Source organism: Kitasatospora sp. NPDC004745, assembly GCF_042873275.1.
Lineage (GTDB): Bacteria > Actinomycetota > Actinomycetes > Streptomycetales > Streptomycetaceae > Kitasatospora.
Window position 1 is genome coordinate 176615 of the sequence record NZ_JBIALK010000015.1, and the last position, 17809, is coordinate 194423.

Annotated in this window: 16 protein-coding genes; 7 read left to right on the forward strand and 9 right to left on the reverse strand. The window is 70.4% G+C overall.

What is annotated here, in order from left to right; genetic code table 11:
* Positions 1–80: 80 nt before the first annotated feature.
* Positions 81–1340, reverse strand: a complete 1260-nt coding sequence (locus tag ACFYUY_RS23995) for a DNA cytosine methyltransferase (protein ID WP_387903455.1) — start codon at positions 1338–1340, stop codon at positions 81–83.
* A gap of 450 nt (positions 1341–1790) precedes the next feature.
* Here ACFYUY_RS23995 and ACFYUY_RS24000 point away from each other — a divergent pair, with 450 nt between their 5' ends.
* A complete protein-coding gene (locus tag ACFYUY_RS24000) occupies positions 1791–2336 on the forward strand; it encodes a very short patch repair endonuclease (RefSeq protein WP_387903458.1) in 546 nt (181 codons plus the stop codon).
* A 150-nt stretch (positions 2337–2486) separates the two neighbouring features.
* Here the strand turns inward: ACFYUY_RS24000 and ACFYUY_RS24005 are convergent, their stop codons facing one another.
* The 5 genes from ACFYUY_RS24005 to ACFYUY_RS24025 all read right to left on the reverse strand — a co-directional run bounded on the left by ACFYUY_RS24005 (position 2487) and on the right by ACFYUY_RS24025 (position 7026).
* Entirely contained in the window at positions 2487–2645 is a 159-nt protein-coding gene (locus ACFYUY_RS24005) for a hypothetical protein (protein WP_387903460.1), read from the reverse strand.
* A gap of 267 nt (positions 2646–2912) precedes the next feature.
* Positions 2913–3740, reverse strand: a complete 828-nt coding sequence (locus ACFYUY_RS24010; RefSeq protein WP_387903463.1) for a hypothetical protein — start codon at positions 3738–3740, stop codon at positions 2913–2915.
* A gap of 218 nt (positions 3741–3958) precedes the next feature.
* Positions 3959–4402, reverse strand: coding sequence for a hypothetical protein (locus ACFYUY_RS24015; RefSeq protein ID WP_387903466.1), 444 nt, complete (start codon positions 4400–4402; stop codon positions 3959–3961).
* Positions 4403–4654: 252 nt separating this feature from the next.
* Entirely contained in the window at positions 4655–5899 is a 1245-nt protein-coding gene (locus ACFYUY_RS24020) for a restriction endonuclease (protein ID WP_387903469.1), read from the reverse strand.
* A 119-nt stretch (positions 5900–6018) separates the two neighbouring features.
* The gene (locus ACFYUY_RS24025; RefSeq protein ID WP_387903472.1) at positions 6019–7026 is read right to left on the reverse strand and encodes an NUDIX domain-containing protein; all 1008 of its coding nucleotides are present in this window, start codon (positions 7024–7026) and stop codon (positions 6019–6021) included.
* A gap of 358 nt (positions 7027–7384) precedes the next feature.
* Here ACFYUY_RS24025 and ACFYUY_RS24030 point away from each other — a divergent pair, with 358 nt between their 5' ends.
* The gene (locus ACFYUY_RS24030; RefSeq protein ID WP_387903474.1) at positions 7385–7720 is read left to right on the forward strand and encodes a hypothetical protein; all 336 of its coding nucleotides are present in this window, start codon (positions 7385–7387) and stop codon (positions 7718–7720) included.
* Between the two features lie 446 nt (positions 7721–8166).
* Here ACFYUY_RS24030 and ACFYUY_RS24035 read toward each other — a convergent pair whose 3' ends face one another.
* Complete coding sequence (locus tag ACFYUY_RS24035) at positions 8167–9498, reverse strand: hypothetical protein (RefSeq protein WP_387903476.1); 1332 nt, start codon at positions 9496–9498, stop codon at positions 8167–8169.
* A 291-nt stretch (positions 9499–9789) separates the two neighbouring features.
* Here ACFYUY_RS24035 and ACFYUY_RS24040 point away from each other — a divergent pair, with 291 nt between their 5' ends.
* Together ACFYUY_RS24040 and ACFYUY_RS24045 are read left to right on the forward strand one after the other, a co-directional pair.
* Positions 9790–10113 (forward strand): hypothetical protein, encoded by a 324-nt coding sequence (locus ACFYUY_RS24040; protein ID WP_387903478.1) that lies wholly within the window; start codon positions 9790–9792, stop codon positions 10111–10113.
* A 135-nt stretch (positions 10114–10248) separates the two neighbouring features.
* Positions 10249–10371, forward strand: a complete 123-nt coding sequence (locus ACFYUY_RS24045; protein WP_387903481.1) for a hypothetical protein — start codon at positions 10249–10251, stop codon at positions 10369–10371.
* A 24-nt stretch (positions 10372–10395) separates the two neighbouring features.
* Here the strand turns inward: ACFYUY_RS24045 and ACFYUY_RS24050 are convergent, their stop codons facing one another.
* Together ACFYUY_RS24050 and ACFYUY_RS24055 are read right to left on the reverse strand one after the other, a co-directional pair.
* Entirely contained in the window at positions 10396–12300 is a 1905-nt protein-coding gene (locus tag ACFYUY_RS24050; RefSeq protein ID WP_387903484.1) for a DNA/RNA helicase domain-containing protein, read from the reverse strand.
* Positions 12301–12389: 89 nt separating this feature from the next.
* On the reverse strand, positions 12390–13418 hold the full coding sequence (locus ACFYUY_RS24055) for a hypothetical protein (protein WP_387903486.1): 1029 nt from the start codon (positions 13416–13418) through the stop codon (positions 12390–12392).
* Positions 13419–14513: 1095 nt separating this feature from the next.
* On the opposite strand from ACFYUY_RS24055, the gene ACFYUY_RS24060 reads away from it, so the two are divergent.
* From ACFYUY_RS24060 to ACFYUY_RS24070, 3 genes are read left to right on the forward strand one after another with little or no spacing between them, the layout of a single operon-like run.
* Positions 14514–15617, forward strand: coding sequence for a bifunctional DNA primase/polymerase (locus tag ACFYUY_RS24060; protein ID WP_387903489.1), 1104 nt, complete (start codon positions 14514–14516; stop codon positions 15615–15617).
* Complete coding sequence (locus ACFYUY_RS24065; protein ID WP_387903491.1) at positions 15614–17260, forward strand: phage/plasmid primase, P4 family; 1647 nt, start codon at positions 15614–15616, stop codon at positions 17258–17260. The genes ACFYUY_RS24060 and ACFYUY_RS24065 overlap by 4 nt, the downstream gene beginning before the upstream one ends.
* A complete protein-coding gene (locus tag ACFYUY_RS24070; protein ID WP_387903494.1) occupies positions 17257–17661 on the forward strand; it encodes a DUF6009 family protein in 405 nt (134 codons plus the stop codon). The genes ACFYUY_RS24065 and ACFYUY_RS24070 overlap by 4 nt, the downstream gene beginning before the upstream one ends.
* Positions 17662–17809 lie beyond the last annotated feature (148 nt).

The following is a 17809-nucleotide window of genomic DNA, read 5'->3' on the forward strand; positions in this document are numbered from 1 at the left end:
CCCACGACGTGACGACCGTACATCAGTCCGGCCGTCGTTCCTCTACGCACCGTCGTCACGCACGAGCACGACGCCCCTGGTCACGCGGCGACGAGGACCGATTCCTTCGCCCGTCGGGGCCGCTTCGGAGCGGGCACGGGGCGTTGTCCGGTCTGTGCCGCCAGCAGCGGCGCGAGATGCTCCGCGATCGCCCGGGCGAGGCCGACGGGCACCGCGTTGCCGATCTGACGGGCGATCTGGTCCCGGTTGCCGCACCACTTGAAGTCCATGGGGAAGCTCTGCAGGAGGGCCGCCTCGAGGTGGGTGATCGGGCGGTGAAGCCAGGGGTGGAGGTATCGGCCCTTCTCCGGCTTGAAGAACTCGGTTCGGATCGTCACGGAGGGCTTGTCGCGGTACAGCCGGCCCATGACGTCGGCGGAACCGCTCTTGTGCTTCCTCCAGCACGGGGACAGCAGCTCGTAGGGGATGTCGAAGCGGTTCCCGCCCTCCGGAATGGAGGCGTAGCGCTTCATCGACTTCGCCGTGATACCACTTCGCCGAAGGTGCAGTTCCTCCATGGAGAAGGGCCCGGGAACGCCGTTGACCGTCGACCCGCGCGTGGGCAACTGCGCGCTCTGCTTCTTCAGGACGAGATCCGAGATCGTCTGCCAGACGGTACGCGGTCGGCTGACCGTCGGCGCGGGGATCAGGAGAGCGACGAGTTCCATCTCGGACACCTGGTCGAGTCGCTTGCCCGAGCCCGGGACGACCAGGTCCTTCCGCGCCCCGACGAGGATGGTCCGCCTCCTGCGCTGCGGCACCCCGTGATCGTCCGCGTTGATCAGATCGTGCCGGATGAGGTAGTCCTGGAGGAGCCCTCCGGGACGGGTCTCGTCCACGAGCAGGGCGAACTCCGGGGAGCGCCTGAAGGCGTCGACGTTCTCCATCACGAAGAACCTGGGCTCGGCGGCGGCGACCACCGCCAGATAGTGACGCCACAGCTGGTTACGCTCGTCGTCGGGATCCTGGTTTCCGAGCCTGGAGAACCCCTGGCACGGAGGACCGCCGAGGACCACGTCGGCCTTAGGGATCCCACCCTCGCGCCTCACCCAGGCGGCGATGTCCCCCTGATGGATGTGGGGACCGAAGTTCGCCTGGTAGGTGGCCGCGGCGGCCTCGTCGAGCTCCACCGCGGCGATGGGGCGGTAGACCGGCTTCCCCTGATGCCTGGCGTCGACGAATCCCTTGGTCAAGCCGCCACAACCCGCGAAGAGATCGATCACCCGGAAGTCCCCGGAGTGCGGGGCCTCACCGCTGTGAGGCGGATCGAATGCGCTGATCGTGGAAGGGGTGTCGGCCATGCAGGCACTCTAGCCAGCCCGCCCCAACCGAAACAACACACACCCCAAACCTCGATTCTACTACGCCGGCCCGGCGTCGCGCCGGCCCCGGCTTCCGCGTCCCTCCGACCGACCGGAACTGTCACCGCCGCACCCGACGGCCGTATCGTCGACCCCCGGACCATACGAAGGGGTGAGGGGTCGACAATGGTTGGCGTGACTCCCGGCGAGCCGTTGAAACCGGACCCGGCGGACCGTTCATGGAGGCCGAAGCCGGGCCTCGACACGGCCCAGCGCTCCAGGGAGCAGGACCGTGCCGCCGGAGGCCGCGACCGCCGCCTGGTGGACGCGGGTGAAGGACGACTCAAGCCCGCGAGCGTCGTGCTGAGCAGGTCCGTACGGACCGGCCGGGTGAAGGCCGTCCTCCGGTGGTCCGCCGACGGGCGCCGGAGAAGCGCGCCCCTAGGTGAGGTGGATCACACCACGCGAGCCGCCAACCTGCGCGAGGGCTGGCGTCTGGCGAGAGAGGCCGGGCTGCTCACGGAGACGTCCCTGCCCCCGGGGTCGTGGGCCTCGTCCCCCGCGACCCGTGCGTCCATGCGCTCGAACACCGGCAGGGACACCAAACCCGAGCTACGCCTGCGCTCGCTCCTGCATCACGCCGGGCTCAGGTACAAGGTGTCCGCCCGGCCTGTCCCCACCCTGCGCCGGACCGCCGACGTGGTCTTCACGAAAGCCAAGGTCGCCGTCTTCGTGGACGGCTGCTATTGGCACTTTTGCCCGGAACATCGCAGCGTGCCCGCGACGAACCGGGACTTCTGGGTCGAGAAACTGGAGAAGAACAGGGCACGCGACGCGGAGACCGTTCGGCTGCTGCAAGAGCAGGGGTGGACGGTCCTCCGGTTCTGGGAGCACGTGTCTGCCGAGGAGGCGGCCCACGAGGTGATCGAGCAGGTCGCCCGGGCTCGCGGGACGACGGAGCCTCGCCGACCCCGGCCGGCCGTCGGGCGTCGGTGATCGCTCGGACCGCCTCCCGTGCCGACCGGACTGCAAGCCGGTCGGCACCACGCGGAGGGACTGTGACGAGTCTCCGTCGACCGGCGAGACCGGTCGTGCCGGGTGATTCGCCCCACCGGAGCGACCAGCTCGCTCCCCCCCCCCAGGGCTTCACACGAGGAGGATCTCCTCCTCGGGCCTGCGGATGAACACCTCCGGTGACGGGTTGCTCAACCGGGCGTCGACGCATGTCATGAGGGCTCCACTGTGGACCTGGACGGCGGTCTCGCGCAGCTCCCGGATCAGGTCCTGCCCGTTGATCAGAACCACGGGCTACTGGTCCTCCACCATCTCCAGCTGCGCCGGCTCGGGGTCGGAGCCGGTGGTGGCGTACGCCGGAGCGGCGGGTGAGCCAGCCTTCGTTGTAGCTGTGTGCGGAGCCGGGGTGGGTGCCCGCCGACTACGGAGGCGACGGCCGGATCTGTTTCGCTGGCCGCTTTGCCACTCGTCGGCGGCCGACCGGCGTCCCGGACGGCCGGCCACCCCGGCGTGGCCGGCCGTAAGACTCCCTGACGCTGCAGGGGGGCATGGCGCGACTCAGCCAGGCCCTCGGACCGACGTGTCACGGTGGTCGTCCAGAGCAGCGGCGCGAGGATGGTACGGGAGGCGTGACATCTTGCAGACACCGGCCCACATCCGCCGCTCCTCCTCCACCGTGGCCGGCAGGGCCAGCCCCATGGATGCCGCGAGCGGCTTGCGTCCGACGTTCACCATCGCGCGAACCGCTGCTGCCCACTCGTCGGTGGAGGTCACCGCGCAGCGGTACCAGAGTGGGGTGGCTCCCAGGACGACGATCGCCGCGAGAACCAGCCGGTCAGCCTTCGCATCCGGGCCGAGCAGCCCCCCGAGAGCGGTTGCGGCCACCGCGATGTGGCCGTAGAGCAGGGCTACGAAGAAGTCGACGCTGGTTCGCCCGGATTCGACCTGGCGACGGATCTGCTCCGGTACCACGCCGCAGAGCTCGTTCCAGAGCACCTGCGTGTCCAGGCGGTAGCGATCGTGGCCGTACTCCTCCAGCCGGCGGATGGCGTTTCCGAGTCGTGTGGGTGCGACCTGGGCGTCGTCGACGGGATAGCGGCGCAGGCGTTCGCGAAGCAAGGCGTGCTGGACCGCGGTGTGCGAACGCGAGGCGGACGCCCGACGCTGCAGCTGCGTGTTCGCGCGCAGCGCGGCGAGCCGCGAGGCTTCGTCCGGTTCCAGTACGTGTTGCCGCTCGCGCCGCTCCATGCGGCCGAGGTCGAGTCGGTCCAGGAACGACTGCTTCAGCCGTCGCTGACGTTCGCACCCGCGATGGTAGGCCCACCTCGGCCAGAAGAGATATCCCTCGAGCAGTCGGTACAGCGGATTCTGCAGGGCCTGCAGCACGATGCCTGCCAGGACGCCCCGACCAGGAGGGGTACCGATTCCGCGGCCCGGCGGACCAACCCGAGGTCGAGCAGCTCCGGTCTCCCTCGATAGGCAGGGAGCAGGACGATTGCGATCAGGGCCAGGTTGACGGCGGTCGGCAGAATCCAGCCGACGAGGACGGCCCAGGCGCCGCCGAGGACGCCTTTGGCTATGTCACCCAACGATTCGGTCTCCACTCACCATTCGTCGTCCTCGCCGAAGTCCGGGCCGGATGGCGTGGCTCGGTCCTCGCTTCCGACGTTTGACACGTGCACGCTGCCGGTTTGGACGACCGAACCGTGGAAGGTCCCGTTGACAATGATTCCCGGTTGGTGGGCCGGCAACGCTTGCGCGGCGGATTCCTCGAACAGCGCAAGCAGCTCAGCCGCGGCTTCCGGGCGATTCCACAAGAGCCGGCGCAGTCTTGCCGTCCATTCGACGACCGCCTGAGACATCATGGCCGGGTCGGCCACTACCTCGGCCCGGGTCTCGTCCAACTCCTCAGCCACGGATTCGGCTGACCGGTGTCGGCCCAGCAGGGCTGCGAGCCGCCCCCGAACCTGCTGCCACGTGTCGGTGGCCATCAGCGCGACCACCATGGCCGCGCCCCTTTGTGCCAGCTCGCTCAGCTCTGGCTCCACGATCTCCTCCCATCCTGAAGTGGACGCCAACCTATGGGAGTTCGGAGTCACTGTGGGGCGATCGTTCCTTCCCGTCGGCAAGGAGATCGCCGCCCTCGACTCCCCTGACGTTTGGGCGCGGGCACTCGAGCGGGAACAGGTCACTGATGACAGCTGCATCCGGATCGGCCCTGGTGCGCTCGCGACCGGCAACCACTCGCCCACCGGACATCCGGTGACGGGGGTAAGTCCTTGCGTCCTCCCGCAGTGGCCTCAGGCGAGGAGGATCTCCTCGGGCCTACGGTTGAGCACCTCCGGTGACCGACTGTGCAGCAGGGCGCCGACGCATGCCATGAGGTCTCCGCCGTGGTCCTGGACGGCGATCTCGCGCAGCTCCCGGATGAGGTCCTGCCCGTTGATCAGAACGACCGGGTACTGGTCCTCGGCCATCTCCAGCTGCGCGGGCTCGGAGTAGGAGCCGGTGGTGACGTACACGCCGATCCAGCCTCGCTTGAGGCGAGCCACGACGCGTGCGATCTGCTCGGCCGACACCAGGCTGTCCGGCTTGATGCACTTGGCCTGTCCGAGCACGACCAGCCTGGTGCCGGCGAGGCCGCTGCCGAGGTCCAGGCGTCCGACGAAGTCGGCGCCACCGTCGGCGGATCGGCGGGTGAGCCAGCCTTCCTTGTAGCTGTGCCCGGAGCCGCGCATCACCTTCGCGGCGACGACGGCGGCCAGGATCTCGAAGGCGTGTTTGTCGTTGTCGAAGCGCTTGTAGAGGGCCCGGAGGTCAGCCTCGGTGGAACTGCCGGGTACCGGACGCTGGTCACGGACCTTGACCACCTGACCGCGGGCCACACGCCTGCGTATCCTCGGCAGGACCGAATGGCCGTGCTTGACCCACTCGCGCCATGCTGCGGGTGCCAGCTTGAGGATCTCGGCGTCGGATCGCGCAGCGTCTCGACGGGCGGTGATCCACTCCCACGCCAGTTCGTCGTCCTCGTCGGTGAGGTCGACGACCACGAGGTCGAACACGTAGTTGGTGAACGTCTTCTTCGTCGCGCCGCCCCACTGGACGACGCGTTCGGCCCGCTCGATCAGGGCCACGCCACAGAACTGGACCTGGCCCTTGTCCCTCCCGTCGTGCGGGACGGAGCGGAAGAGCAGCAACGGTGCAGCGGCGGACCTGCCCTCGGGTGTGGGTGCCTGGTGGCTGTCGAAGGCTTCCAGCAGTGCCGCGTTGCCGTTGGTGGCACCGACCGGCTTCGTGGATTCGGGCTTGTGGTCGCCGAAGTAGCGGACGTGTCCGTTGTCCACGTCGAACACGTCGTGCCAGGGGGTCTGCTCCGACCCGGCCTTCCACGGGCTCGACCGGATCATGACAGCCGGTCGCCTCATCCCGGCCACGGTCTTGACCCTGGCTATGGGGTTGATGCCCCTCTCCAGCTGGGCGCGCGGCAGGCCCGGGCTCTCGGTGACGAAGTAGAAGTTGTCGAATCCGTCGACGGTCGCCGGCAAGGCGTCTTTCGCAGCCGCGTACCGAAATACCCCACCCACGTGCAACGTACGCCCCACGACGCCCCCTTCGACAAGACCTCTCCCATCGATAATCCTGCCAGCTAAGTCAGACAATCCGACTACGCGGCGAGCGCGATCCTGGCGGTCGGGAAGGCCGGCTCGGGGAGGTCTGCCGCAGCAATCCACTCGACGGCCAGTTGTTTGTCCGGCTCGGTGTTGACCAGTTCGCCGGTCCATCGGTCGGTGGCGAAGACGAAGAGGACGAACTGCCCGAGCCCGTCGTAGCTCTGCTCGACGTGGACGACGTGGACGAGTTCGAGGTTCACGGGATCGACCAGCAGGCCGGTCTCCTCCTTGAGCTCGCGGGCGGCTGCCTCGTCGAGGGCCTCCCCAGGCTCCGTCCTACCGCCCGGAACGGTCCAGGCCAGCCGCGGCGACCAGTTGGCCGAGGCGTAGGCACGGCGGCGATGCGGTCGGTGGCCTTGTCGTGGAATATCACGCAGACCGCGTTCCGGCAGTTCACGACGGCGCTGGTCGTCATGGTGCGAGCTCCTCGTCGGGCTGCCACAGGACGTCGGTGATCCAGCCCGGTCTGGCCGTGTGCCAGCCATAGCGGCAACGTCGTAGCCGAAAGGCGCGAGGGCGAGGAAGTCGAAGTCGATGACGGCGACTGTCGCGCCTTCGACGAGGAGGTTGCGCGGATTGGCGTCCTGGTAGGACGCGGCCGGCATGTCGGCGGCCTTCTCGAGCCAGTCTTCGATCGCTTCGAGGGTCAGGGCGGGTTCGGGTACGGAGGTCAGGACGTGCCGGAGGCGCTCACGTCGGCTGTCGACGAACCCGTCGATGGTGGTGGTGCCTCTGCTGGTAAAGGACCCGTCCAGACGAGCGTGCGCCAGCTCGTGGAAATACACGGACGTGTGCTGGCGGCCGAGGGGTCCTGCGAGGACGGCCAGGTCGGCCGGGCCGGCGTGGCGACCGTCAAGGTGCTCGAAGACGCTCTCCCCGGGAAGCTGTTCGACGATCTGTGGTGTCCGGACGTCCGGGTTGACGCCGGTGAGCCACCGATGGTGGGCAAGGGAGCGCTGTTGGATCAGCGGGTGGTCGTAGGTCTTGGTGAAGGTCCTCATGACGGGCGTGCTCGACCGCTTCGGGTCCGCCCTGCTGGACGTGGCGCCGAACAGCCCCCATGCACAACTCTGGGACCAGTACACCCACGACAATCGAAGGACACCCGCGTGACGGAGCCGGACCTGCGCCACTTCACCGGGCTGCCCCCTCGCACACCGGACACTGGTCGACCTCTATGCGGACGTCCGGGCGCCGCTGCTCCACCTCCCCAACTAGGCCGTCGCCACGTTTGCCGAGCGTCTCGACCGCCACGGCGCCGAGCCCGGCTTCGAAGCCGCCATCGGCTACGACGAGGACGAGCCGATCGGCTACGCCTGCGGCAACACCATCCGTTCCGGCGACCGCTGGTGGACCCGGATGTCCAAGCCGATGGCTCCCGACCTCACCGCCGGCCCCATCTTCGCGCTCAACGAACTGGGCGTCCGCACACCGTGGCGCGGCACGGGCGCCGCCCGCCGCATCCACGAGGGCCTCGCAGGCAACCGCCCCGAGGAACGGATCACCCTGATGGTGAACCCCGCGGCCAGTGACGGCAAGGTGCTGGCGCTGTACGAGTCATGGGGGTATGCGGCTGTCAACGAGGTCCAGCCGAAACCCGGACGCACCGCCGCTCGTGGCAATGATCCGGAAGTGCGAGGTCTGAACATCCAAGCAGGCCCGGGGAGCAGTGTCGGTCCCGCCTGTCCCTCATGACCGGACTGGCGTCAGCCTGCACGAAGGTGTCGGCTCCTTTGCCCATGGCGCCCACGTGGCCGTTCGCAAATGCAGGAGTGACCCCGTGCTGCACGCGACTGGAGGGGAGAGCGGCAGCGGGAACCGGTGCTCGGCGGACCAGTCACCGTGCTCTGTCGGCAGTCGATGCCCCACGCCGTTTCCCGACGGCCGCGTCCGGCCCGTCGTCCGGCATCGCCATGACATCGCTCCGCCGCGGTGGACGGCCAGGGTGGTCGGCGGGCGCGACTCGGCAGACCTCCGCATGCAGCCCTCCTACCAGGGCGACGATGGCCTACCGCAGTACGGGCGCGCAGCCCGCGCCGTAGTGGTTGCCGGTAGCTGCGGAAGAGAGCCGATTTTCTGCGGAAAATCCGCGTCGGGCTCCCGCCCTCGGCGGGGACGCCCACAGGCTGCTGATCGGCAGGTCAGCCGACGGCCGGCGAGCCGGTGCCGCTGCGGTCGTCGAGGACGATGTGCGGCTGCTGCAGTCGGTCGCTGCCGACCTGGTCGTCAGCGGGTCGGGTGCTGTTGATGACGGCGGCGATGCGCTCGTAGCTGGTGACAGCGAGGGTCCAGGTCTCGATGCCGGTGTCCTTGCCGAGGCCGCTGCACACCGTCTCCCGAAGCGCGTTGAGAAGGGCGAGGGTGCTGCGGCCGGACAGGACCGTGTCCTCGTTGCTGTCGTTGACCGGCTTCGAGAAGTGGTCGGCGCCTTCGACCTGAGCCGCCAGGAAGTCCCAGGTCTCAGGGTGGCAGGAGATCGAGACGGTCTTCACCGCAGCGGCCCTGCGGAGGGTGCTGACGTGGTTCTCCCAGACGAAGGGCTCCGGGATCAGGTCGGAGACGTCGTTGGCGTACCGACTCGGGAGGTCATCGGCTGAGGAGGCCTGCTCCTGTGCGACTGCTTCCGTGCGCTTGGATTCGGCCTCCACGTCCTGCGCCGCTGCCACGGAGGGGCGCAGAAGATCTGCGAGCTGGGCGGCGACCTCGGTTGCGATCAGCCGCGCCTGGTCCTCCGGAGAGGCGGCGACGGTGATCGGCTCGAGTGCAGGTACTTCTGCGGACTGCATTTCCAGCTCGGGTGCGACGGGCTCCGAAAGGCTGCCCTGGGACGTGGCGAGTTTCGCGGCCACCTCGGCGGCGATCTGGCTGAGCTGGTCGTTGGTGAGGGCGTTCGGGGTGACCTGCGCGTTGTCGGCGGGGGTGGTCTCGGACACGGTCGTCTCCTCGCTGTCGGATCTCGCGGCCTCGCCGCTCACGGTGAAGGTGGTCGGCTCAGCGGCCCGGTCGGACGTCGTGGGCCCGGTGCTGGGAAGCCCGGCGGTGTCGACGGAGCCGTCGTTGGCATCGTCGCCGGGAGAGTGAATGGCGTCGTTCTGGCTGTCCACCTCGGGAGAGACTCCCGCTGGCTGGCTCACGGCCTCGGGCGAGTCGATGGCGGGCCGTGGCGACTCGCCGTGGCCGACTCCCGGAGGGGAATGAATGCTGTTCTGCAGGGCGCTGAGCTCGGCCCGCAGGTTGGCCAGCTGGCGGTGGAGGCTGCGGTTGTCCTGATGGGCACGACTGGCTTCCTGCTGCTCTCGGGCGATCGCCTCGAAGAACTCGTCGCGGTGTTCGCTCAGGCCGGCCGCCAGCGTCGCGGTGAGTTCGGTCCGCAGGTTGTCGGTGTTGTTGCGGATCCCCTCGAGGCCGGTCTGTAGGACCGTCCCGACCTCTGCGCGCAGCAGTTCGACCTGATGGGCGGTGCCCCTCGCCATATCCCCTCCCGTTCTCGCGCGCCGTCGAGCGCGCGGCGGGTACAGCGTGGCGGCAAGGGCCAGTGCGTGATGAGGACATGAGTGGGGGTGTCGAGATAGCGCCGGTTACTGTCTGAGATCAGATCATCACGCTGGAGCAATTGGTCGTCAGTTCGATCTACGCCTTCGCCGAGGCGACGCGCTGAATCTCTGTTCGACCTGCCGTTACGACTGACGGGGGCACACGCCGCCGATGAACCCCGTGCGGACCCAAGGCGTACACCTGGAGGTTCTTCCGCGCGGACCGGGGAGGTGCACCTCCCCGGCGGCTTCGAGCACCGCGGCTACTGGCTGGACGCCCACAGCGGGCTGCCCGGCGAGCAGTCGCTCGCGCTGGCGGAGCGGGTGCTGCCCCGGCTGCCGACGCTGCGGGCGGTCCTCTTCGAGGTGACGGGCCCGGCCGTGCCGTACGTCGACCCGCGGGACGTGAGGGAGCTGCTGGTCCGAGTGCGCGAACAGTGGCGGCCGACGGACGGACCGCTCCTAACGGCACCGCCGATCGTCAACGGCCTCGGCGCGAGGGAGGGCGAGGGAGGGCGAGGGAGGGTGGGCGAGGACGAGGGCCCCGAGGAGTAGAAGTACGCGCTGGGCACGCTGGCGATCGGCCGGGAGGCGGAGGCCTTCGCCACCCTCCTCCGGCGCGGGCGCCCGGGTGTCCCGTGGCTGGCCGACGTACGGGACCTGGGTCTCCTGCGGGTGCGGCTCGACGACGTGGCACGGACGGTCCGTCTCGGGGCCGATCCGAATGACCTGCTGACCGCGCTCGGCGTCGGCCGGCTGCCCGTCGACCCGGGCCAGGGCCGGTTCCGGGTCCGGGTCCGGCTCACGGCCTGAAGGGCCGTCCCGGCGCTTGCCGCGTCAGGTGCCGGGCAGGAGGGAGGCGAGGTAGGCCTGGGTCTCGGGGTCTGTGGAGTAGAGGCGGGTGCCGCGGGTGGCCCGGGTGGCGAGGACGCGGTAGGTGTTCCGGGCGTAGAACTGGTAGCGCTCGGGTGGGAGGGTGCGGAGCTGTCGAGCGTCGTGGCTGGCTTCGGGGTGGGCCTGCCAGCGGTCGCGGCGGCGGACGAGGTCGGGGCCCAGGATGACTGCGCCGAAGGTGTATTCGAGGCCCTGGGCGGTGTAGATGCAGCCGACCTGGTCGTGACCGCCGCGGTCGGTCGCCCAGTAGGGGCGGGCCGGTACGTCGGGGAAGCCGGGAACGGGCTGTTCGGCGCGCAGGTTCCAGGGGCGGGCCCAGGAGCGCTCGTCGTGGTCCGGGCCGTGCCAGCGGATGGCGACCTCCGGCTCGAGCGGGGGGACGTCGGTGGCGTTCCAGGGCCAGCAGAAGCCCGCGGTGATCCGGGCGCTGCGGCCGTGCGCGGTGTGGCCGTCGACCCAGGAGGCGAGCGCGTCGGGGTCGGCGGCCAGGGCGAGGTCGTAGCCGCCGCTCCACGGGCGCGGTGTGCCGGTGTCGGAGAACAGGGTGTCGACCCAGTGGTGGTAGGCCTGGGAGCCGTTGCAGCGGAACTGGGTGTCGAGGTCGATACGCCGGAACACCGCCCCGGCGGCGTGCGCGTGGTGTTCCAGTTCGTCGGCCTTGAGGCCTTCGGTGGGGCGTACGATCTGGCGCTCGTCGAGGAACAGGACGAGGACGGCGACCTGTTCGAGGAGCTTGCGCAGGACGATGGGGAAGCCGGGGCCGCGCTGGTCCGGGTAGGTGGCGGCGCGGTGGGCCTCGTCGAGGAGGACGACGCTGCTCTTGTCCAGGCCGCCGGGGTTCTTGTTCTTGAACGTGGCGACGAGGCCGCGGGCGTCCTCGCTGAGCAGCCGTTGGAGCTGGCGGGTGAGGGTTCCGGACGGCGTGAGCAGGCGGGGGTTGCTGCCGGGCAGGTGGCACAGGTCGCCCATGACGCGGGCGGCGATGGCCGTCTTGCCGGTGCCGGGTCCTCCGGTGACGAGGACCATGGCACCCGGCCGCGGTTGCCCGTGGGCGGAGGTCCGGTGGGCAGCCGCCTGTTTGACGGCATCGAGGATCGCCAGGCGGGCTCGGTCCTGTTCGCCGATGAGGAAGAACTGGCGGCGGTTCTCAATGTTGGCGGCCAGCCGCTCCAGGACGCGCTCGGAGGGCCGGTGGCGGCCTTCGAGGAAGCGGTCGACGGCGTCCCGAGGTGCGGGTCCGAGGCCGGCGCAGCCGAGGCGCCGCGCGAGTTCCTCGGCAGGCAGGCTGCTCGCGAGGTCGTCACGGCCGAGGAGGGGGAACTCGGCACTCGGTCCACCCGCGGAGGCCACGCCCCGCAGGAGGTCGATCAGGCCTGCGGGGGCGTTGTGCAGGACCACCGTACCCTTGGCCCGTACGCCGCTGCCGCCGTCGGCCCAGTCCCGCAGGTAGTGGACGTAGCCGCCCACCTGGCGGGCGGGATGCGGCACGGTCCGCCCTCCGACCTCGAGCGACGCGGGAAGTCCCGGTGACGGCCGGGCCCGCGTCCACTGCTTCAGCTCCACCACCACGACGGTCAGGGCGCCGTCCGCGTCCTGGCCGACGACCGCGGCGTCGACGCGTTCGCCCGTTCCCGGGAGGGAGAGCTCCAGCAGGACGTCGAGGTTCCCGAGCCCGGCGCGCACCAGCGCGTCGAGGAGGACGGGCCAGCTGCGCTGCCAGCTGCCGGCCTCCTCCGGCCTCGGTTCCGCGCCGTGCAGGGCCTGGAAACGCTCTGTGCACTCGTCGATGAACTCCGGCTGCGCGGCTCGCCGCGCAACCTCGCCGATGATCCCCCGGTATACGTACATGACCGATGCATATCACCGATGTCTGACAGAGCGTCATGGGAGGGTGCCGACAGAGGGGAGGGCCCCAGGGCGGCGCCCTCCCGTGGTGTTCAGAGCACGGGTGCGGCGGGTCCGGTCAGGGCGGACGCGGCAGCCGGCGGCGCGGCGGAGTTGCTCCGGTGCCAGTCGAAGTACTCCGCGCTCTCCGGTGTGTGGGCGGTGCAGCGCCGGCCTTCGAGGGTCGTGGCGGCGGTGAGGAGGTCGGCCGAGGCGGCGCCCTTGGGTGAGACCTCCACGATGCCCTCGGGGGACACCCGGATGAAACCGTCCTCGAACAGGGCGTCGCAGCCGAGCAGGCAGGCGGCCATCAGGTTCGCGAGGTGGGAGCGCTGTTCGAGGTTGCACCGGGACCTCTTGCGCACGTGGGCCGCCCGGACGAGTCCGGAGGGCAGCGTCCGCCCGCAGAGGTCGCAGCGGATGGAGCCGGCGCCGTTGAACTTCTCGCGGCGGAGCCGGGCCTGCTCGCGGCGGGCGAAGGTGACCACGACCCGGTCCAGGTTGTCGCCCAGGTCGAGGTAGCGGTCCTGGCCCGGGACGGGGGTCGGGCCGTGCCAGGGGATGGGGGGCGCCGGCTGCCCGGTGGCCGCTTCCTCCGGGAACTGCGGCTGGTGCTCGATGGAGTCGACCAGCCTGGTCATGACCTCGGGGTCGGCGACGGGGACCGGGGCGCCCTGCTTGTTGGCGGAGAGGCGGAAGGCTTCCATGGCGTCGGCACCGAGTTGTGCTCCGGCGACGGTGGACTCGAGGTCCAGGACGTCGAGGGGGATCCGGACGGGGTAGGTGTCGTCGGGCCAGATCTCACGCTGGTCGGGGTAGACGGTCCCGGTGACCTGGGCGACGGCCAGTTCGCGCAGGACCGCTCCGGCCCAGTCGCCGGCGGGGACACGGGCGTTCGGTCCCCGGTGGCCGAACAGGATGTAGTCGCCGGGCCTCAGCGCGGCCAGGACTCGGGGGGTGTCGGCCTTCTCGGCGGTGTCACGCTTCCAGCCCCATATGGACTCGCGCAGGCCGATCTGGAAATTCCGCTTCGACGGAGCGGGAACGTACACGGCGACGACGGACACGTCGTGGTCCTCCACGGCTCGACTCTCCGCCAGAGGGGAGAGTTCGGTGGTTGCGGTCTGACGGCGGCGCGGGTCCCGCCGAGCGGGAGATAGCGCCACGTCGGTCAGGTCTACCAGACGGGGCTGACGGTACGGAAGCGTTTTCCCTGACGGTTGGGAACTGGGCCGGCATGTCCGGGCTTCGGTCGCTAAGAGTCCTACGCGGGGCACGGACGTCGGACAGGTCCGTACCTGAGTCGCTTGGGTCGCTTCCGTCGCTTGGGGTTCCACCTCGAGGGGAACGGGCGGCCGGCTCCGCGGCGGTACGGCCCTTCCTGGGCTGGGTCAGCGACCGAAGCGACCCACTCGTCCCTGTCTTGGTGCGCTGCGTGCCGGTCGCCTCGCGGGCCTGACCAGTACCAGTCCTCCGGCGGGCGGGACGAGCGCCCGGAGCTACCGAAGCGACTGAAGCGACCGAACCCGGGGCTTTCCCTAGCGGAAGTCCGAAGGTCGAACCGCGGTTCCAGCGGGCTGGGGTCGCCTTCCGGTCCGGGGCAGAGCTACTGAAGCTACCCAAGCGACCGAACCCGGGGCCTTCCGAGCAGTCCTGACACGCGCGACACGCCGAGCGACCGGGCGCGAGAGACTCAGTAGCTTCGGTCGCTGAGCCTCAGTCGCTGGACAAAACCGCAGGTCAGACGCTGTTAACCTACCTCTACAGCGACTGAAGCGACTCAAGTTCGGGTATATGAAGACATTCCCGTGTGCGTGTGCGCGTTATAGACCCGGGCTACAGTCGCTTCGGTCGCTGTTTGGCTTGAAAAACGGCTCCGACCTGCGAAAACGTCCGTTGGCCGAGAACAGCGACCGAAGCGACTCGGTCGCTCCCCCGGAGTTCGGTAGCTGAGTTCCCCCGGGAAGGTCCGCCACTCCGGATACGAGCGTCCTCGCTCGGATAGTCTGTGTGAGCTATCTTCTGGACTTCGGTCGCTTCAGTCGCTGATCCGGCGCCCACCAGTGCCCTGACCTGGCTTTTTGCCCTCAGCGACTGAACGAGCGACCGGAAGTCGGGCAGCTACCGAGCTACCGAAGCAGCTGCAGCAGCTACTGAACCAAGGGGGAGGGACCCGCGTGACGGCGCCGCAGGCCGTGGGGAGCGACCGAACGGGCCGCCAGCCGGACGCGCTGGCCGTCGCCCGCTGGTGTGCCGCCCAGGCCTGGCCGGTCCACCCGCTGGCCCCCGGCCGCAAGACACCGCCCGCCAACTGCCAGGCCTGCCAGGAGTCCTCCCACTCCCCCGCAGAATGCTCGTGCCCCCGGAACGGTCGCTGGTGCCACGGTTTCCATGCCGCCACCCTCGACCAGGACGTCATCACCGCCTGGTGGCGGACCAACCCCGACTTCGGCGCTGCCGTCGCCTGCGGCCCCGCGGGCCTGGTCGTCATCGACGTCGACAGCCACCCCGCCGTCGTCCCCGCCCGGGACCGGATCCTTCCCGGCATCCCGATCCACGAACACGTCGACCTCGAAGGCCTGGAGAACGGCTACCACACGCTCGCGCTGCTGGCCGCTCTCCGACGGTCCCCCTCCCCCGCCGACGACACCTCCACGCTGCGCGTGCGTACCCCCTCCGGCGGCCTGCACGTCTGGTACCGGGACGACGAGCACCGAGGCTTCACCTGCTCCACCGGCTCCTCCACCGGACGGGCCCTGGCCTGGCAGGTCGACGTCCGCGCCCACGGCGGCTACATCGTCGCCCCCGGCACCACCACCAGCGCCGGCACGTACACCGCCCTCCCCGGAGCCTGGACCCCGGCACCACTCCCCCGGTGGCTGGCCGAGGAACTCGTCCGCACCGGACACCTGAAGGACAGACAAGAAGCCCAGCCGACGGTCCCGGCCCCCGTCCCCGACCGTGCCCGCCAGGCGGTCGTGGCCGCGGGCGGCGGCAGGCGCGGAGCCGAGCGCGTCCTCGACACCGTCCTGCAGGACGTCACCGACTGCGCGACCACGTCCGAGGGCGCCGGCTTCACCGGCAAGCTCAACCGGGCCGCCTACACCGTCGGAGGCCTCGTCTCCGCCGGACACCTGACCCACACCGCCGCCGAGCAGCTCCTCCTCGACGCGGCCCGCACCGCCCGGCCCGCCCAGGACCGGCACAGCTCCGCCGTCATCCGTTCCGGCCTCGCCGCCGGTGCACGGCAGCCCCTGCACATCGGGAAGGCCCGCGGATGACCGACAGCCCCCGCAAGAGGACGGTCTTCGACCCCGTGGCCGCAGCCCAGCAGATCCTGGAGTACCCGCCGTTGCCCGGCCCCTCCCCGGCGCCCTGGCACGGCGCCGCCGTCCAGGAGAGCCTCCTCGACTCCCCCGCCGAGGTCCTCCAGGCACCCCCGCAGCCGCCGTTCCACACCGAGCACAGCGCACACGCGGCACCGAGCGCTCAGGCGGCCCGGCCCGCCCAGGCCCAGGCCGGCCCGCAGGCAAGCCCCCACGGCCTGCTGCCCGACTCCCTCTCCGACCGCGGCAACGCCAAGCTCTTCGTCCACCTCTACGGCCGCGACTACCGCCACGTCCCCGGCATCGGCTGGTACCGCTGGTCCACCCACCGCTGGCAGCTCGACGAGGACGACACCGTCCTGTGGGCCGCCGGCGAGATGGCCGAGAGCGTCGCCACCCACGACCCCCGCGGCGTCTACACCAACGCCGACCTGCGCCGGCACCGCCGCCGCGCCCTGTCCACCTCAGGCATGAACGCCATGCTCGCCCAGGCCAAGTCCGCCCCCGGCATGGTCCTCAACGCAGCCCTCCTCGACGCCGACGCCTACGCCCTGTGCACCCCAGGCGGCGTGGTCGACCTGCGTACCGGAGCGATCATGCCGCCGGACCCGAAGGTCCACCACCACTCCCGTTCCACCACCCTCGCCCCCGCCCGGATGCCCACCCCCCGCTGGGACCGCTTCCTCACCGACACCTTCGGCGACGACAAGGAAGGCCGCCAGACCCGCGACTTCCTCCACCTGCTGCTCGGCTACTCCATCAGCGGCGACGTCGGCGCCCAGGTCATGCCCTTCCTCTACGGCCAGGGCAAGAACGGCAAGTCCGTCCTCCTCGACGTCATGATCCAGCTGCTGGGCGACTACGCCGACGCCGCCCCGCCCGGCTTCCTCATGGCCAAGACCTTCGACGGCCACCCCACCGACCTCGCCGAACTCCACGGCCGGCGCATCATCGTCTGCTCCGAGCTCAAGCCCGGCGACCGCTTCGACGAGGCCCGGGTCAAGCTGCTCACCGGCGGCGACAAGATCAAGGCCCGCCGGATGCGCCAGGACTTCTTCTCCTTCGAGCCCACCCACAAGCTCTGGCTGCTCGGCAACCACCGCCCCGAGGTCGGCACCGGCGGCTTCGCCTTCTGGCGGCGCATGCGCCTGATCCCCTTCGAACGGGTCGTCCCCGAGGAACGCAAGATCGACAACCTGGCCCACGTCCTCGTGGCCGAGGAGGGCCCCGGCATCCTCGCCTGGCTCATCGACGGCGCCCGCCGCTACTTCGCCGGCGAGAAGGACCTCGCCGGCCCGCAGGCCGTCCAGACCGCCACCACCGCCTACGCTGAGACCGAGGACCACGTCGGCCGCTTCCTCAAGGAAGCCTGCGTCGCCGGCGAGGGCATGCGCGCGGAACAGGCCCAGCTCTTCGGCGCCTACACCCGTTGGTGCGGATTCGAGGGGGCCAATCCCGTATCCGGACGTGCTTTCGCCGCACGAGTCCGCGAGACACTGGGTATGACCTCTCCCAAGGAGATGGTCCTGTCCAACAGCCGCAAGTACTACCCGGGCATCGGCCTGATCACTGACGACACAGAGGAGCACAACGCGTGAGCGCGCTGATCGACCCGGCCGAGCTCGCCCACGAAACCGACCTCGTCTGGCTGGAGGACACCTCCGGCCTCGACTACGTCCGTCAGTCGCTGGACCGGCTCACCACCCGCCGCGGCCGCCCCGCCTACCACCGCGACGGCCGCATGGTCGGCTACGCGGTCCTCGGCCCGGACGCCAAGTCCTCCCGCGCCTCCGGCACCTTCCGCCGACGCGTCTTCTGGCTGCTCCCCCACGACCGCGACCAGGACCCGGACGGCCTGTACTCCACCGGCGCCCCCTCGGAGGCCGTCGACCCGCGCACCGTGGCCCCCGGGGTCAAGGGCTACAAGACCGAGCGCTCCGAGGGCGGCCCGGCCTCCCCGGCGATGCTCGAACTGGGGATAACGCTCCCGAAGGCCTGAGCGCGTCGGCGAACGGCGGTGGGGGGGGGGCCCCGGGGGGGGCCCCCCCCCCCCCCCGGTGGGGGGGGGGGGGCCCCCCCCCGGTCCCCCAGAAGGACGGCCGATCCCCCCCCCCGGAACCCCCGGCACCCCCCCGGCGGCCAGCCCC

Excerpts from the sequence above, each read along its gene's own strand:
- ACFYUY_RS23995 (WP_387903455.1), bottom strand. The coding sequence starts at position 1,340 with ATGGCCGACACCCCTTCCACGATCAGCGCATTCGATCCGCCTCACAGC.
- ACFYUY_RS24025 (WP_387903472.1), bottom strand. The coding sequence starts at position 7,026 with ATGAGGACCTTCACCAAGACCTACGACCACCCGCTGATCCAACAGCGC.
- ACFYUY_RS24030 (WP_387903474.1), top strand. The coding sequence starts at position 7,385 with ATGTCCAAGCCGATGGCTCCCGACCTCACCGCCGGCCCCATCTTCGCG.
- ACFYUY_RS24035 (WP_387903476.1), bottom strand. The coding sequence starts at position 9,498 with ATGGCGAGGGGCACCGCCCATCAGGTCGAACTGCTGCGCGCAGAGGTC.
- ACFYUY_RS24050 (WP_387903484.1), bottom strand. The coding sequence starts at position 12,300 with ATGTACGTATACCGGGGGATCATCGGCGAGGTTGCGCGGCGAGCCGCG.
- ACFYUY_RS24065 (WP_387903491.1), top strand. The coding sequence starts at position 15,614 with ATGACCGACAGCCCCCGCAAGAGGACGGTCTTCGACCCCGTGGCCGCA.